At 56.3% G+C, this 14,171-nt stretch carries 11 protein-coding genes; 3 read left to right on the top strand and 8 right to left on the bottom strand.

Annotated elements, in window-relative coordinates:
- Window positions 1–18: 18 nt before the first annotated feature.
- Together ABWV79_RS12095 and ABWV79_RS12090 are read right to left on the bottom strand one after the other, a co-directional pair.
- Window positions 19–915, bottom strand: coding sequence for a CPBP family intramembrane glutamic endopeptidase (locus ABWV79_RS12095; protein WP_353392196.1), 897 nt, complete (start codon window positions 913–915; stop codon window positions 19–21).
- 2 nt (window positions 916–917) lie between these two features.
- Window positions 918–4,004, bottom strand: a complete 3,087-nt coding sequence (locus ABWV79_RS12090; protein ID WP_353392195.1) for an ABC transporter transmembrane domain-containing protein — start codon at window positions 4,002–4,004, stop codon at window positions 918–920.
- A gap of 241 nt (window positions 4,005–4,245) precedes the next feature.
- Here ABWV79_RS12090 and ABWV79_RS12085 point away from each other — a divergent pair, with 241 nt between their 5' ends.
- The 3 genes from ABWV79_RS12085 to ABWV79_RS12075 all read left to right on the top strand — a co-directional run bounded on the left by ABWV79_RS12085 (window position 4,246) and on the right by ABWV79_RS12075 (window position 6,992).
- Window positions 4,246–5,007 carry a DUF6478 family protein gene (locus ABWV79_RS12085; protein WP_170356544.1) on the top strand — a complete coding sequence of 254 codons (762 nt, stop codon included), beginning with the start codon at window positions 4,246–4,248 and terminating at the stop codon, window positions 5,005–5,007.
- A gap of 10 nt (window positions 5,008–5,017) precedes the next feature.
- Window positions 5,018–5,377, top strand: a complete 360-nt coding sequence (locus ABWV79_RS12080) for a hypothetical protein (protein ID WP_353392193.1) — start codon at window positions 5,018–5,020, stop codon at window positions 5,375–5,377.
- Window positions 5,378–5,465: 88 nt separating this feature from the next.
- The gene (locus tag ABWV79_RS12075) at window positions 5,466–6,992 is read left to right on the top strand and encodes an MFS transporter (RefSeq protein WP_353392191.1); all 1,527 of its coding nucleotides are present in this window, start codon (window positions 5,466–5,468) and stop codon (window positions 6,990–6,992) included.
- 32 nt (window positions 6,993–7,024) lie between these two features.
- On the opposite strand, the gene ABWV79_RS12070 is transcribed toward ABWV79_RS12075, so the two are convergent.
- From ABWV79_RS12070 to ABWV79_RS12045, 6 genes are all read right to left on the bottom strand, one after another.
- Window positions 7,025–8,365 (bottom strand): S41 family peptidase, encoded by a 1,341-nt coding sequence (locus ABWV79_RS12070; protein ID WP_353392190.1) that lies wholly within the window; start codon window positions 8,363–8,365, stop codon window positions 7,025–7,027.
- Between the two features lie 6 nt (window positions 8,366–8,371).
- The gene (locus ABWV79_RS12065) at window positions 8,372–9,502 is read right to left on the bottom strand and encodes a murein hydrolase activator EnvC family protein (RefSeq protein WP_353392188.1); all 1,131 of its coding nucleotides are present in this window, start codon (window positions 9,500–9,502) and stop codon (window positions 8,372–8,374) included.
- Window positions 9,499–11,016: a 2,3-bisphosphoglycerate-independent phosphoglycerate mutase gene (gpmI, locus tag ABWV79_RS12060; protein WP_353392187.1), complete on the bottom strand. Its 1,518-nt coding sequence runs from the start codon at window positions 11,014–11,016 to the stop codon at window positions 9,499–9,501. Before gpmI ends, ABWV79_RS12065 begins: the two co-directional genes overlap by 4 nt.
- An 89-nt stretch (window positions 11,017–11,105) precedes the next feature.
- Entirely contained in the window at window positions 11,106–12,779 is a 1,674-nt protein-coding gene (locus ABWV79_RS12055) for a sulfatase-like hydrolase/transferase (protein WP_353392186.1), read from the bottom strand.
- A gap of 65 nt (window positions 12,780–12,844) precedes the next feature.
- A complete protein-coding gene (gene nqrM / locus ABWV79_RS12050) occupies window positions 12,845–13,087 on the bottom strand; it encodes a (Na+)-NQR maturation NqrM (protein WP_170356551.1) in 243 nt (80 codons plus the stop codon).
- A 12-nt stretch (window positions 13,088–13,099) separates the two neighbouring features.
- Complete coding sequence (locus tag ABWV79_RS12045) at window positions 13,100–14,125, bottom strand: FAD:protein FMN transferase (RefSeq protein WP_353392185.1); 1,026 nt, start codon at window positions 14,123–14,125, stop codon at window positions 13,100–13,102.
- Window positions 14,126–14,171: the final 46 nt, after the last annotated feature.

The following is a 14,171-nucleotide window of genomic DNA, read 5'->3' as shown; positions in this document are numbered from 1 at the left end:
CTACGGAAAGAAATGCAATCAACGCCTGAGTGCAAGTCGTGCAGCGAGCCATCCGACAATCATCACAGCGAAATCGACAAGTAGCCACTGCCGCAGAACATCGGTATCCGACATGTCGTATGGCAGCACGTAAAGCGCAAGACTGCTGAGGCTATCAGGCAGCGAGATAAGCAATAACGCAATGATGTTATTAAAGAAGTGTAGCGCGATTGCGGGCCCCAATGTGCCTGCTCGGGCCGTTAGGTCCGCAGCCAAAACGCCAAACATGCAGGACCACAGCGCAATAAGACCAGCATTGGAACCTGCGGTTCCGGGTGCGTAGTGACCAGCTGCAAATAAAATGGACGGCACACCGATCCAAATAAGTGGCGACCTGAATCGCGCCGCCAAAGACTGTTGTATGTAACCGCGGAACAGGATCTCTTCGGCGCTGGTTTGAATCAGGACAGCTGCAAGCGACAAAGGTAAAAACATCAGCCATGTCGCAAGTGGTGTATTGGAGATCAATTCGGGGCCCATGTCGTAAGGTGGCAAAACGGCAACGACCGCTCCAAGCAAGAGCAATGTTCTGAAAACGCGCCAGAATTGGACAAGGGTTTCCGGAAACGGGCCCAAGACCGATCGCAAGTTTCTGTGGTGTACTTGCCGTACGGCCATTCTTACTCCGACAGTCACGAATGCAAAGCTGGCCAGCAACACAAGCAGCGCGAATGGTGTCGATCCGGTCAAAAGCCCAGCGGCCCAAGCGGAGGATCCCACCCAAGCCGCGAAAGCGAAAATCACAAGGTTCAATGCGATAACGACCGCTACGATCAACCCTAGACCCGCAAAAAGCCTCCACAATTCAGGGTTTGATCTGGCCTGTGCCACCAGTACTTCATGGGCCGCATAAGTCGGACGTGTTCGCTTGCCCATGTTCAAGTTTCCGGACCTGCAGCGTCGGTGCCTTCAAAGAAGATGGTCGAGTCCTTTTCGTTTACACGGACGGCGAGTGATGTCAGGTACCCGGCCACTGTTTGCAAAAGCTGCGTTGCGACTTTTGCGTCGCTATCAACAACAGCGCGTAGTTCTTCGGCCCCTATCCGCAAAAAAGAACAATCGCTAACAGCCACGAGGTCCAATTGGCGCGGATCGCCTGTGATGACGGACAGATCCCCAATCAATCGACCAGGTTCGACATCTGAGATCGGCCGCGCTTCTCCGCCTTCTTCGGGCCATTCCAGCCTCGCTTGACCAGAGATACACAAATAGGCGGCATCTGGAGCCTGTCCGCGTGAAAATATCACCTGACCGGCGGTTGCGTCATACCATTGTGCAGAAAAGGCCAGCAGTCTTTGGTTGCGGCCATCGACGCCCGAAAACAGCTCGGTCGAGGAAATGATCTTGAGCTTGCGGCTCAAATCGGCCGTGGCGTCCGGCTCGTCTTCAACGCGAGCTTTAGATACGCCGTCAATCCGACCGTCCTTGATTTCCACAAAAAGGTCATAGGCTTCGGGATGGTCAAACCGGTTTTCCATGAAAATCATGATTGAGTCGGGCAGCAATTCACGCAGCTTAAGACGTGTACGCAAACGGCTTTCCGAATCGTGGCTTGCCAATGCTGTGTCCAGAATCAGAACGTCGGGCCGCTTGATCCCTGCACGGGAAAAGGCCGCACGTTCCTGGAATACTGTCGGCAGATTGTTCCCGCCCAGACCCGATGGCAGGTCATAGATGATGGCCGCTGCGCGGCGGCGCAGACCCGCTTCGTTCATCGCTTCGGCGACTACATCTTCGATGTCGTCGGCGTGGGCACCCGCTGTAAGAGAAATCCGTCCGAACAATGCGTTTTCCATAACGGTCATGCGGTCGATATAGGTGTCTAGGGCGACAGGAATGAACATGCCATTCATTGAGGCGCGCAACCTTTCGGCCTGACCGCTGCGGATGGAAAGAATCTTTTCCTTATATTCATCGGGAAAGTCGGGGCCAATTTGCTCGGCAGTCAACAAAAACGGAACGGTTAGCAGCAATGCACGTTCACGTTCGTTGATGGCATCGTCGCCCTTGGCCTTACGGCGATCTTCGATGTCCAGCAGACGGTAGTACATGTCCTTTGTCATGCCCAGCCGCAGGAACAGAGGGTGATCTGTTCCATCGCGCCCGAAAGTCTGGTTCAGCGTGTGCAGAACGGCCCGGGCTATAGCCATTGCTTCGTCATCCAGATCATGTGCCCGCAGCATTGCCAGAAACCGCCCGTCACCGGCCAGAATGTCCGGAGAAATATCGCGGGACGGGGCAGCGTACAGCAGGTTGCCGCCCAACGGCACAGCCGGGTTAAACCGGTCGGGATCGAACCGGTACACATATCGGTCCAGGTTCTTTTCGCGCAGCCGCTGCGCGACGCTCTCGCGAAGCGCTACAACGTCGCGCGCCAGCGCCGGATGTTGCGCTGGATCAAACTGTGTACGCAAAGTGCGGCGGAACATGAACTCGTCGATCCCCATCGCTTCGACCAGCTCGAACCACCAGTCGCGAATCTGGTCAGCGTTTTCCAGCCCCGCTAGGCCTGGATCAATCCATTCCGCGGAAAGTGAGTCGGTTGGGTTCCCGGATCGCTCGGCTTCTATTTTCCACCGTGTTGGGGCATTCGCTTCATCATCTGATTGTTGCGGATGGGTGCGCAGCGGCATCAAGAGGTTGTCGCCCAATGTCCCGTCAAACAAGTAAGGGCGTGAATAGGCGTATCCGATACGGGCGGCAATGACGGCTTGATGCAGGCTCGCAAGGTTATGGCCTGCGATCTTGATATCGCCCTGAACTGGTAACAACTCGCGTGTCAGCACCTGTGCCAGAGCACTTCGTTCTGCTGCGCTCGACGACTTGATGGCGACCCGAGCGCCACTTGGTATCGTCAGGTCGATGTCTTCGAGGATCGTTTTGCCGTCATCGTCGCGGACAGTCACATTGTGCAACTTGATGTCGCCTGTAAGGCGCGGGATCGTTTCAGGCTCACCTACGAACAGCTCTTCCGGGATCATGTTGTCCGGCGCAAAACGCTCGGTCACGATTTCCCAGCGCAATGACATGTCCTGAACCTGATTATAGTAGGTCAGAAGATCCTTCCAAGGGCCACTCAGATCTTTATACGCGCCCAGAGCCGCAACAAGCGCGCCGACCGTGACCTCTCCGGTGATCGCAAGATAACCGCCGACCGAATAAAACAGAAAGGGCGTCATCTGAGTGATCAGATTGTTGAGGAACTTCATGAAGAACTTTTTGTTGTAAATCTTGAAGCGGATCTCGAACAAAGTCCCAAGTCGAGAACTGAACTGCGCTAGGCGATAGCGCCATCCACCGTTCGCGCGCAGATCACTGATGCCAGCTGCACTTTCGCCAATCTCCGAGCTCAGCTGTCGCACCTGCTGAATACGATCCTTGTTCAACAGGTTAATCTGGCGCTGTAGTTTTGGGATCAGCCACGCCTGCAATGGGATCAGGGCGATACTGGCAAGGCCGAACCACACACTTTGCATGAACAAAAAGGTCACGATGGTCATCATCTGGCCGAATTGGAACACTGGCTGTGCGATGGCGTCACCCATTAGCCCGCCCATCGGTTCGGCCTCAGATGTGATCATCGACACCAACTCACCCTGACTGGTAGTGGCAAAGTACGATTTTGGGAACCGCATGGTGCGGTGGATCAAGGTGAATCGCAGACGCCGCAGCATCCGCTCGGCCAGCACGCCCTTCATCGTGTTGATGCGCATCTTCATCAACCCGCTGGCGATGACCGTGGCCAGAAATGCCACACATAAGATCAGCAGGTACTGAACTTGTGTGACCGTTATTCCGAACACTGTGACGGTATCTGCCGGCGCGCCAATCGCGTCATTGATGATCTGTTTCGGCAACTCCAATGAGGCGTAGAGAAACGGAAAAGACAAGACGGTGAGCACCAACAGAATTAGCTGCTGTTTCTTGGAATATTTCCAAATGAATGAAAAAAGAGTGGGTTCCATGCCCCGGCCCTGCCTCACGGTTTTGGTACGTAGTATTCGGATGATCCACGGCAATCAGGTGCCGGACGGTACGCATTGGCCCGACCGATTGCAAGAACGGTGGACCGCCTATCAGACAACAAAGCGCCTGCCCACTAGAAAGCGTTAGCTAAAAATCAAAATTTAATCCCCGCTACACCGTTTGCGGCTTATCTTTGACCCGGTCTTTGATTAAAGAAAGGCAATTTCAGGCGATGGGACCATGGGCAAACTTCTGGATCGCTATATTCACCAACGGGTTCTTGCCCGTTGGCGCCAAGCTGCGCAGGATGCGTCGGCTACAAAAACGCTGCAGTTGAGAAAACAACGTGATGAAGCCCGCAAACTGCGCTCTCATCTGGACAGTTTGATTTCTCAAGCCGACAGTAGGTTAAGGTGGCCGTCGGTCGGGTCCGAGCAGTTTCCCAAACCTCTTGGAACGGATTGGTCCTGGCGTCCGGATTTGTGGCGTCGGCCCTTGCCCCGCCGAGGCGTCGCGTCGGCCCCGCGCAAAGCAGAGTTGGACGGTCAGGTGACATTGTTCCATGACTGCGCCCTGTGTGAGATAGCCGCGCGACAAATTAGAAATACCGGGGATAAAGACCTCGCTCCATTCGGCCTAAGCACAGAGGTATTTGCGTTCAGCGGGTCGTTCCTGTCGGTATCAGTGGAACTTCCACCTGAAGCGACCCGGAATCTGACCAAAGAGCATCTTTTCCGGGTCGATCTCGGTTTGCAGACGGAACGCGAGATAAGCGCCATGGCCCGGCTGAACATACAGCACGGACCGAACACAGATCAGGTGCTGCGCGGGTTAGAGCGATGTGATATGTCCCACGCGATCGATTTTGACCTGGCGCATCTGCCTTTGAATGAACAGCGGATTCAGAAGGTCTGGTTGGACGTGATTTTTGACCGTCCTTCTATGAACAGCGTTGTGCTGCACGATCTGACCTTCTGCCGACACCACCGAGCCGATTTGTGAGGCCCCGTCAATGAAACAGCTTTCTCTCACGCCTCTATTTCTGGAAAACGGCATTTGGCAAGCTCATCTGACCGCAGACGAAGAACCTTGCGTCAAGGTCAGATACCGAGATCAGGAAATCGTGGACACCGAACTGACAGAGGTGGATGACGGATGGCGTTTAACTGTGCCGGTCCCCAATTCAGCTTTATCGGATGGGGTGCACACATTTTTAGTTGTCGATGAAGCGACCTCTGAAAAACTAGGCGATTTCTCGATCATAGCAGGTTCACCGGTTGAAAATGATCTGCGGGTCGAGGTGGAGCTGCTGCGTGCCGAGTTAGATATGTTGAAGCAAGCGTTCCGCAGGTCACACAGCGCTTCGGACTAACCTTCTGCGAATACGTTCCCTCTTTTTCCTATCTTAAAAACCAATTTCATGCATCACTGGTTCCATTTTTTAGACTCAGGATGTTTACATGGATCGCACCAGCATAATCAAAGTCATCGCGTTGATGGTGACTGGGTTTGGCATCGGAATAGATTTTACCGGTGCATTGATCCTGGTACCGGCGATCGAAAACAGCTTTGACGCGGATATCACCAGTACTCAATGGGTTTTGAACATCTATGCTCTGTTCTTTGCGATGACGATGGTCGCCGGAGGGCGGATGGGAGATATGTTTGGCCATCGTCGTATGATGCTGAACGGCCTTGTTATTTTTCTGTTTGCGTCCCTTATGTGCTTTTTTGCGCCTAGTTTGGATTTTCTGATCGTGTCTCGGGCGTTACAGGGCATCGGTGCGGGCTGTGTCTGGCCGTGTACATTGGCCTTTGGTGCGACCAAAATATCGAAGCCTGAACATCGCGCGATGATTATGGGGATGATCCTCGCTGGCGTCACGACCGGGAACGTCATCGGACCGCTGATCAGTGGCGCGGCGGTCAGTTTTGGTGACTGGCGTTTGTTTTTCTTGGCTAACGTGGTGTTCTCAACCATTTCAATGGTCACCGCGCTGGTGCTGATGGAGCGGGAAACCCAACACAAACAGGGCGAACATTTGGATTTTGCCGGGATGGCCGTTTTGTCTTTTGCCGTTTTGCTTTTACTCTACGGGCTGGACGTTGGTGCGGATTGGGGATGGGTGTCGCCGCCGATTCTGATGCTGTTCTTCGTTAGCGCTGCTTTGTTCGTTGCCTTTCCAAAGGTCGAAAAGCGCGTGAAAGAACCGTTGCTGTTGCCTCAAATGATGCAAAATCGCGAGTTTCGGATCACGTTGGGTCTGAATATGTTCAATGTGTCGGCGGTTTTTGTAGGGTTACTTTATTTCCCTCAATACATGCAAAAGGTTCTGGGCTGGTCCGTCTTTCACTCGGCGCTGGGATTGGCGCCCCTCACCATATTGCTGGCAGTCGGATCTATTGTATCCGGTACTCTGTACAACGACTTCGGTCCCAAACGCCTGTTGCTATGGGGGTATCTGTTCGCCACGTTTGGAGCAATCAGCATCGTGGTGATGCCAACTGGGCTTGGATATTTCCAGATATTGCCAGGCATGGCCATGATCGGGCTTGGTGCAACATTAACGGTCGGGCCTTCGGGTACAGCCGCCGTCAGCGCAGTCAAGCCTGAACGCGCCGGACTTGTAGGCGGGTTGAGCTTTATGGCCCATCTCGTGTACGGGGCGATCTCGGTCGCGATTGCCACTGCCATTATGTACGTCACCAGCTTGTCCAGCCTTGCCAGACAGCTTGGCGCGGACGGGATTCAGATGTCTGAGACCGATCAGAGGGCCATAAACGGCGGCACGCTCACCACGGACTCTGCAAAAGCTGTCATGGCTAAACTCAGCTCGGCCGAAGGTGAAAAGGTTAAAGCCGCGATCGCTTCGGCGTTTGATGCTGGAATGAATATGGCGTTTGTTTTTGCCGCCCTCTCCGTCTCGGTCGGAGTAATTCTTGCCCTACGGTTGAACGAAGAAAAATTACGAAAGATCGAGGAGTAGAAAAGGGCCGCCTTTTGAGCGGCCCTTTCTTGTTATTGGGATGGGCCGTTCGGGTTGAAGGCTGACAAACCCTTGAGGATATCTATTGCGTAGGCCAACTGATAATCCTCTTCGCGCAACTCCGCTGTTGCTTCGGCTTTCTCGCGATCTTCTTCGATTTGCCGGATTTCATCTTCGCTGAGGCTGTCATTGTTCAGGCTTCCACGCAGGTCAGCTTCGGAGCGTGAGGGACGGTTGTCTTCCTCTTCTTCGGTCGCTGGCGCGGGGCGTGGCTGTTCCACGATGATATCCGGGCTGACCCCAAGTGCCTGAATCGAACGTCCTGATGGAGTGTAGTAACGCGATGTGGTCAGACGCATCGCTCCATCGCCACGCAACGGCATGACCGTTTGGACCGAGCCTTTGCCAAAGCTTTTGGTGCCGACAACGATAGCGCGGCGGTGATCCTGCAGTGCGCCGGCCACAATCTCGGAGGCCGAGGCAGAACCGCCGTTGATCAGAACCACGATCGGCTTGCCCTCAGCCAGATCGCCAGCGGTGGCGTTGAACCGTTCGCCCTCGCCCGGATCGCGACCACGGGTCGAGACGATTTCGCCTTCGTTCAGGAAGGCGTCCGAAACCTTGATGGCTTGTGTCAGCAACCCGCCAGGGTTGTTTCGAAGGTCCAGTACGACCCCGTTAACTTTGTCGATTCCACCGATCTCTTTGATCTGTTCGTCCAGACCGGCCTGCAGGTTCGGGAAGGTCTGATCATTAAACGTGGTCACTCGCAGCACAACGCTAGTGCCCTCAGTCCGCGCGCGTACGGCGGTCAGTTTGATGGTATCGCGAACAATTGTCACGTCGAATGGTTCCTGCTCGCCTTCGCGCACTACGGTGATCACGATCTCGGACCCAACTGGGCCACGCATCAGATCAACGGCCTTGTCTAGCGTCAGGCCCAGAATGCTTTCACCATCGACATGCGTGATGAAATCGCCTGCCTCGATTCCAGCTTCGTCCGCCGGAGTGCCATCTATAGGCGAGACGACTTTCACAAACCCTTCTTCTTGGGTGACTTCGATTCCCAACCCGCCAAATTCGCCTCGGGTCTGCACGCGCATCTGTTCCGCGTCATTCGGGGACAGGTAACTGGAATGCGGGTCCAACGATGTCAGCATCCCGTCAATGGCAGCTTCGATCAAATCTTCCGAGTCGACCTCTTCCACGTACTGAGCGCGAATGCGTTCAAAAATGTCGCCAAACAGATCAAGCTGTTCGTAGACACTGGCCTTGCTTTCGGCCTCTTGCGCTAGCAACGGCCCAGCAATCTGAGTTGTTGCAATTACGCCTGCCAGGGTTCCGGCCAGACCGGCCATCACAAATTTCTTCATACTCGTTTATCCATCCTTGTCGGTCCGAAACCAAGATTCCGGGTCCACGGGGCTATTATCCTGTCTTACCTCTATATAGAGCGTTTCTGACCGATCAGTTCCAGTGCCATCACCGCTTGTTGACAAAATAGCGCCTATTTCGGGTGTCTCACCGGGCATCAAGCCAACCGGAGAGCCTTCGGGGATGACCTGCCCGGTCTCACCGTAAACCTCCTGCAGGCCCGAAAACACAAACAAAAGCCCAGGTTGAGGTTCGAGAATTACCAGATTCCCTAAATCCAGCAGTGGTCCGCGGTATCGGATCGTTGCCGCTGTCGGAGATGTAACAATTGCCCGAGGCCGCGTTGCAAGCACAATACCGGGACGTGTTACGCCCGCAGCATCTGTTTCGTCCGCGTGATGCAGAATGACACCCTGAGTTGGCAGCTGTATCTGCCCTTTCTTACCAGAGACATCCGCGTTTGTGGTTGCAATCTCACCCTCGGAAATCTGAGACAACCCGCTGGCGAACCCGTCCAGAGTTTCGGTGGACGAGATCAGGATCGCTGTGCGGATCGGATCTTCGACAAAGCGGCGAGGCAAGTCGGTGCGGTCGGCGATGGCTTCGCTTAAACGGGTGCGCGCGGTTTGTACGCCAGCCAACCCCTCGACCAGTGTCTCGGATGCATTTTGCTGCAGCAAACGTAGTGTTTGTACTTCTTGCAGGTCTCGCGCAAGCGACTGCGCGCGGGCGTTCAAGCCGGGTGTGACCTCGGACAGCATCATCCCGGCGCGCGCCGACCCGAGCGGGCCGGACGGGTGCAGCATCAAAACAGGCGGGCTTGTTGTTTCTATGGTTTGTAAAACACCAAGTAGCTGCGCGACGTCCTTTTCGCGCGCCCGCAGCTCGGCGGACAGTTGCGCTTCACGTGTTGCCGCTTGTCGAAGCCCGTCACGCATGGCGGTCAATCCAGCCTCATAGGCCTGAATGGTTGCTGTCAGGGCGCGAACCCTGTCACGGGCGCTGTCTGCCTCGGTTAGGGTGATTGACGCTTGCTCCAGTTGCCGGGCTGCATTCAAGGCCGCCGTAGCAGGATCTGTCTGCGCGTAAACAGGTGATCCAAGAATGACAAAAGCAAGAGCCGCACGTAGCCTCATGACAGCAGGCTCTGCCCAGTCATTTCCGGCGGTTGGTCCAACCCCATCAGGTCTAGCAAAGTGGGGGCCAAATCGGACAGGCGTCCGTCGCGCAAAGTTGCGCCCTCAGGGCCACCAACCAGGGCCACTGGCACCGGATTCAGCGTATGCGCCGTGTGCGGTCCGCCGGTTTCGGGGTCGACCATCATCTCACAGTTGCCGTGGTCGGCGGTCACGATCATCGCACCCCCTGCCTTGTTCAGCGCCTCGATCACCTGTGCCAGCCCCTGATCCACCGCCTCACACGCCTTGATAGCTGCCTGCAGATCGCCGGTATGGCCTACCATGTCGGGGTTGGCATAGTTGGTGACGATCAGGTCGTACCCGGCCTCAATCGCCTCAACAAATTTAGCCGTCACCTCGGCCGAGGACATCTCGGGCTGCAAATCATAAGTAGCAACTTTGGGCGATTTAGGCATGAAGCGGTCCTCGCCCACTTCAGGGGTTTCCTTGCCGCCGTTCAGGAAGAAGGTGACATGGGGGTATTTCTCGGTCTCGGCCAAACGGAACTGACGCAGACCTTGTTTGGCCACCCATTCACCGAGGGTGTTCACGATGTCTCGCTTGGGGAATACAGTGGTCATATAGGCGTTGTGGCCGTCTGAATATTCCACCATTCCCAGCAAAGCCGACAGATGTGGACGCGGCCCGGTGTCGAAATCGGCAAAACCCGGCTCGCCAATCGCGCGCAGGATTTCGCGGGCGCGGTCGGCGCGGAAGTTCAGGCAGAAGAAACCGTCGCCATCCTTGATGCCCTCAAATCCGCTCAGCACCGTGGGCAGAATGAACTCATCGGTTTCGGATTGGTCATAGGCTTGTTCAACGGCTGCAAGCGCAGAAGCCGCCGCACGGCCCTCACCCTTGATCATGGCGTCATAGGCCTGACTGACCCTTTCCCACCGATTGTCGCGGTCCATGGCATAATAGCGCCCGCTAACGGTGACTATCTGCGCGCCTTCGGGTAGGCGCTCTTCCAGTTCGGCAACAAAGGGCGCGGCCGATTTCGGCGCAACGTCCCGCCCATCCGTCACCGCGTGCAACGCCACCGGCACGCCCGCATCCGTGATCGCCTTGGCTGCCGCCACGATGTGGTTCAGATGCCCATGCACGCCGCCATCCGAGGCCAGACCCATCAGATGCGCCGTGCCGCCCACCGCCTTCACCTTGGCGATGAAGGCCTGCAACGCCTGATTTTCGAAAAATGACCCATCCTCGATCGCCAGATCAATCTGCCCAAGATCCATAGCCACCACGCGGCCTGCGCCAATATTGGTATGGCCGACCTCGGAATTGCCCATCTGGCCGCTGGGAAGACCCACGTCAGGCCCGTGTGTGATCAGTTGCGCGTGCGGCCCTCGCGCCATGATCGCGTCAAATGTCGGGGTCTGCGCCAGATAGGGGGCGTTGGCCTCGGTGTCCTCGGACAAACCCCAACCATCAAGAATGCACAGGACGACAGGTTTGGGGGCGGTCATTCGGACTCTCCGGGATTGCTGCTCTTGCCTGACCTTTTACCCCTTGGCCGACGCCGGGTGAACCGCCTTTTGGCGTAGACGCGGCGAATTTAATCCTTGCCGACAATCTCCCGATACGGGCGCGCTTTGCGGCCTCGGTATTTCACCGTCAACTCCAACGGCATGTCGTTTTCGTCGTAGATGCCGACAACAACCCCCCGGCTCCGGCTTTTGGTCCGCATCTCGATCAGTTGCGCCTCGGACCGCGTCGTGCGCTGAGATTGCCTGCGGGTCCACGTAAACAGATGCTCATACATCTGCGCGACGATGTCGGCGTGGTCGGCGCTGTCGCCCAGATCGGTCAATTCCTTCGGATCGGTTTCCAGATCAAACAGCAAAGGACGATGGCCGCCCTCGCAATGGATCAGCTTCCACTTCCTGTCGGCGACCATGAACATCACCGCATCGCGGACCGAGGCATTCAGTTTCTCCGCTAGCGGCGAGGCCGAATAATCATATTCGCAAACCACCACATCCCGCGGAGTTTCCGCCTGCGTCCCATGCAGGATCGGCAACAGGGAATGCCCTTCGAGGATATGCGAGGCATCTGCGCCACCGGCCACATTCAGAAAGGTCGGGGCAAGATCGATGGATTCCACCAACGCATCACAGGCCGTGCCGCGCGTGGCGTCAGCGGCGGGTGATGGATCATAGATTATCAGCGGAACTTTGGTCGAGGCATCGTGGAAGAACGTCTTCTCCCCCATCCAGTGATCGCCCAGAAAATCGCCGTGATCCGAGGTCAGCACGATCATCGTGTTTTCCATCCGGCCGGTTTTTTCCATCCAGTCGAACAGGTGGCCCATCTGGTCATCCGCCTGTTTGATCAGACCCATATAGGCGGGGATCACCGCCTCGCGCACATCCTGCCGCGAGAATGTCTGGCCGATCTTTGTGTCCATGAAGGCGCGCAGTACCGGGTGAGCATTGTCACGCTCGGCCTTGGACCGGTTCACCGGCAGCACGTCATCGGGGCCGTACATCGAGGCATAGGGCTCGGGCACGATGTAAGGCCAATGGGGCTTGATGAAGCTCAGATGGCAGCACCAGGGGCCGTCATGAGTATCCATGAACTCGATCCCGCGCCCGGTCAGGTATGGGGTTTCGCTGTCTTCCTCGGCGATATTTGCCGCCTCAGTCGAATGCTTCAGGAACCAGCCAGACAGTACGTTGCCATCTGCGTCCAGACCAGAATTGGCAAAATCGTGCCACGGGTTGTCACTCTCATACCCTTTGGCAGAGAGGTACTTGTTGTACTCTTTCGCGCCGTCCGGATCATAATAGCCATCCGGCCCCTCGGGCAGCATCCCGTCATCGCGTTCGAACACGTCAAAACCGCATTGGGCCACACGGGCCCCAATCAGGCTGTCAGGCTCCAGACCCAGCCGGGCCATCCCCTCGGCATCCGCGCGCATATGAGTTTTGCCGACCAGCCAGCACTCCATTCCGGCCTTGCGCAGATGATCGCCCATCGTCATCTCGCCGACCTTTAGCGGGATGCCGTTCCACGAGGCACCGTGCGAATGCACAAAACGCCCGGTGTAGGTCGACATGCGTGAGCTGCCGCAAATGGGTGATTGGATATAAGCCCGGTCAAATCGCACACCCTTCGCGGCCAACCGGTCGATATTCGGAGTATGCAGATGCGGATGGCCGTAACAGCTCAGGTAATCCCAGCGGAGCTGGTCGAACATGATGAACAGAATGTTTTTGGCTTTGGCCACGGATGCGCCCCTTTGATCGTCCGGGGCTGAGGCTAACCAATTCCGCGTCAGCGGCGAAGCGGAATTTACACCTGCGCTTCGCGTTCCATCTGTTCCAGCATCTTCTTGGCGCGCTTGCACTGCAACTGATCACGCAGCGGGCTGTTCGGGTCGACATCTTTCTGACAGACCACGCATTTATCCGCACCCGAGATCGCGTTCAGACCGCCACAGCTGCCCTTGATGGTCTTGCCCATCAGCATCACGCCCAGCGACATGCCGACCATCACAAGAGCCAGCAGTATGAAAGCCAGAATAAAGGTGCTCATGATCAGTATCCGTCAGTTGCTGCCCAACGCGTCTTTGAACGCGCTGCTATGGACCGTGATATAGGCATCTTCGCCCCCTGTCACATCCCGCGAGATGAAATACACGGCAAGTTTATGCTTTTCGGCCAGTTCCAGCCCTTTTTCCTGCCCCAGCGCCAACATGGCCGTGGCCCAAGCATCGGCCATCATCGCGTTTTCCGCCAGCACTGTGACCGAGGTGGTCCGGTGCGTGATCGGGCGGCCTGTCACCGGGTCGATAATATGCGAATAGCGCACACCGTCCTGTTCGAAGAAGTTCTTGTAGTCGCCCGACGTTGCCATCCCCAGATCGTCAAGCTGAACGATCAACTGAATGGCCTGCACGCCGGTTTCAGGTTTTTCGATCCCAATCCGCCAGGCCTCGTTCTTGTCATTCTGACCCATAGTGACCAGATCGCCGCCGATCTCGACCATGTAATTCTCGATCCCGGCGTCGCGCAGCGTTTCGGCCACCGCATCAATGCCATAGCCTTTGGCGATGGCCGACAAGTTGATGCCTACACCCGCATCCGATTTGGCCAACGTCCCGGCCTCGCGGTCCAGCGTCAACAGGCGGGATTGACCGACGCTGTCTAACGCAGCCTGAATTTCGACATCCGATGGCACCGGATCTTCGGGTTTGCGCGGGCCAAAGCCCCACAGCTCGATCAGCGGGCCAAGGGTGACGTCAAACGTACCGCCCGATTTCTCGTGCACGTCACTTGCTGCATCAATCACCAGCGCGAATTCGTCCGATACCGCCACGGCATCGGTGCTGTCCGACGCAGAAAAGGTGGACACCTCGGAATTCGGATCCCAGTTGGACATCTTGGCGTTGACCTCGGCCAGAGTCTCATCGACTGCGTCTGCCAAGGATTCTTCGTCCACGTCCACGCCGATGGCGGTGATGTTAAACGTCGTTCCCATGGTTTCGCCAGACAGGCGCACGACCTCTGGTTCTTTGTCGAACAAACAGCCAGACACCAGCGCGGCAACAGCCAAAACGGGGACAAGACGCATCACAGCACCCTTTTAAGAAAACGTGCCCGGCATATGCCAGCGCCTC

Origin of the sequence: Ruegeria sp. HU-ET01832 (assembly GCF_040371315.1) — a bacterium.
Taxonomy (GTDB): Bacteria; Pseudomonadota; Alphaproteobacteria; order Rhodobacterales; family Rhodobacteraceae; genus Ruegeria; species Ruegeria lacuscaerulensis_A.
Note: the sequence above shows the minus strand (reverse complement) of the source record. Positions and strands in the feature narration are given on the sequence as shown.

Excerpts from the sequence above, each read along its gene's own strand:
- ABWV79_RS12065 (WP_353392188.1), bottom strand. The coding sequence starts at position 9,502 with ATGAGGCTACGTGCGGCTCTTGCTTTTGTCATTCTTGGATCACCTGTT.
- ABWV79_RS12045 (WP_353392185.1), bottom strand. The coding sequence starts at position 14,125 with ATGCGTCTTGTCCCCGTTTTGGCTGTTGCCGCGCTGGTGTCTGGCTGT.
- nqrM (WP_170356551.1), bottom strand. The coding sequence starts at position 13,087 with ATGAGCACCTTTATTCTGGCTTTCATACTGCTGGCTCTTGTGATGGTC.
- ABWV79_RS12085 (WP_170356544.1), top strand. The coding sequence starts at position 4,246 with ATGGGCAAACTTCTGGATCGCTATATTCACCAACGGGTTCTTGCCCGT.
- ABWV79_RS12095 (WP_353392196.1), bottom strand. The coding sequence starts at position 915 with ATGGGCAAGCGAACACGTCCGACTTATGCGGCCCATGAAGTACTGGTG.
- ABWV79_RS12075 (WP_353392191.1), top strand. The coding sequence starts at position 5,466 with ATGGATCGCACCAGCATAATCAAAGTCATCGCGTTGATGGTGACTGGG.
- ABWV79_RS12080 (WP_353392193.1), top strand. The coding sequence starts at position 5,018 with ATGAAACAGCTTTCTCTCACGCCTCTATTTCTGGAAAACGGCATTTGG.
- gpmI (WP_353392187.1), bottom strand. The coding sequence starts at position 11,016 with ATGACCGCCCCCAAACCTGTCGTCCTGTGCATTCTTGATGGTTGGGGT.
- ABWV79_RS12090 (WP_353392195.1), bottom strand. The coding sequence starts at position 4,004 with ATGGAACCCACTCTTTTTTCATTCATTTGGAAATATTCCAAGAAACAG.
- ABWV79_RS12070 (WP_353392190.1), bottom strand. The coding sequence starts at position 8,365 with ATGAAGAAATTTGTGATGGCCGGTCTGGCCGGAACCCTGGCAGGCGTA.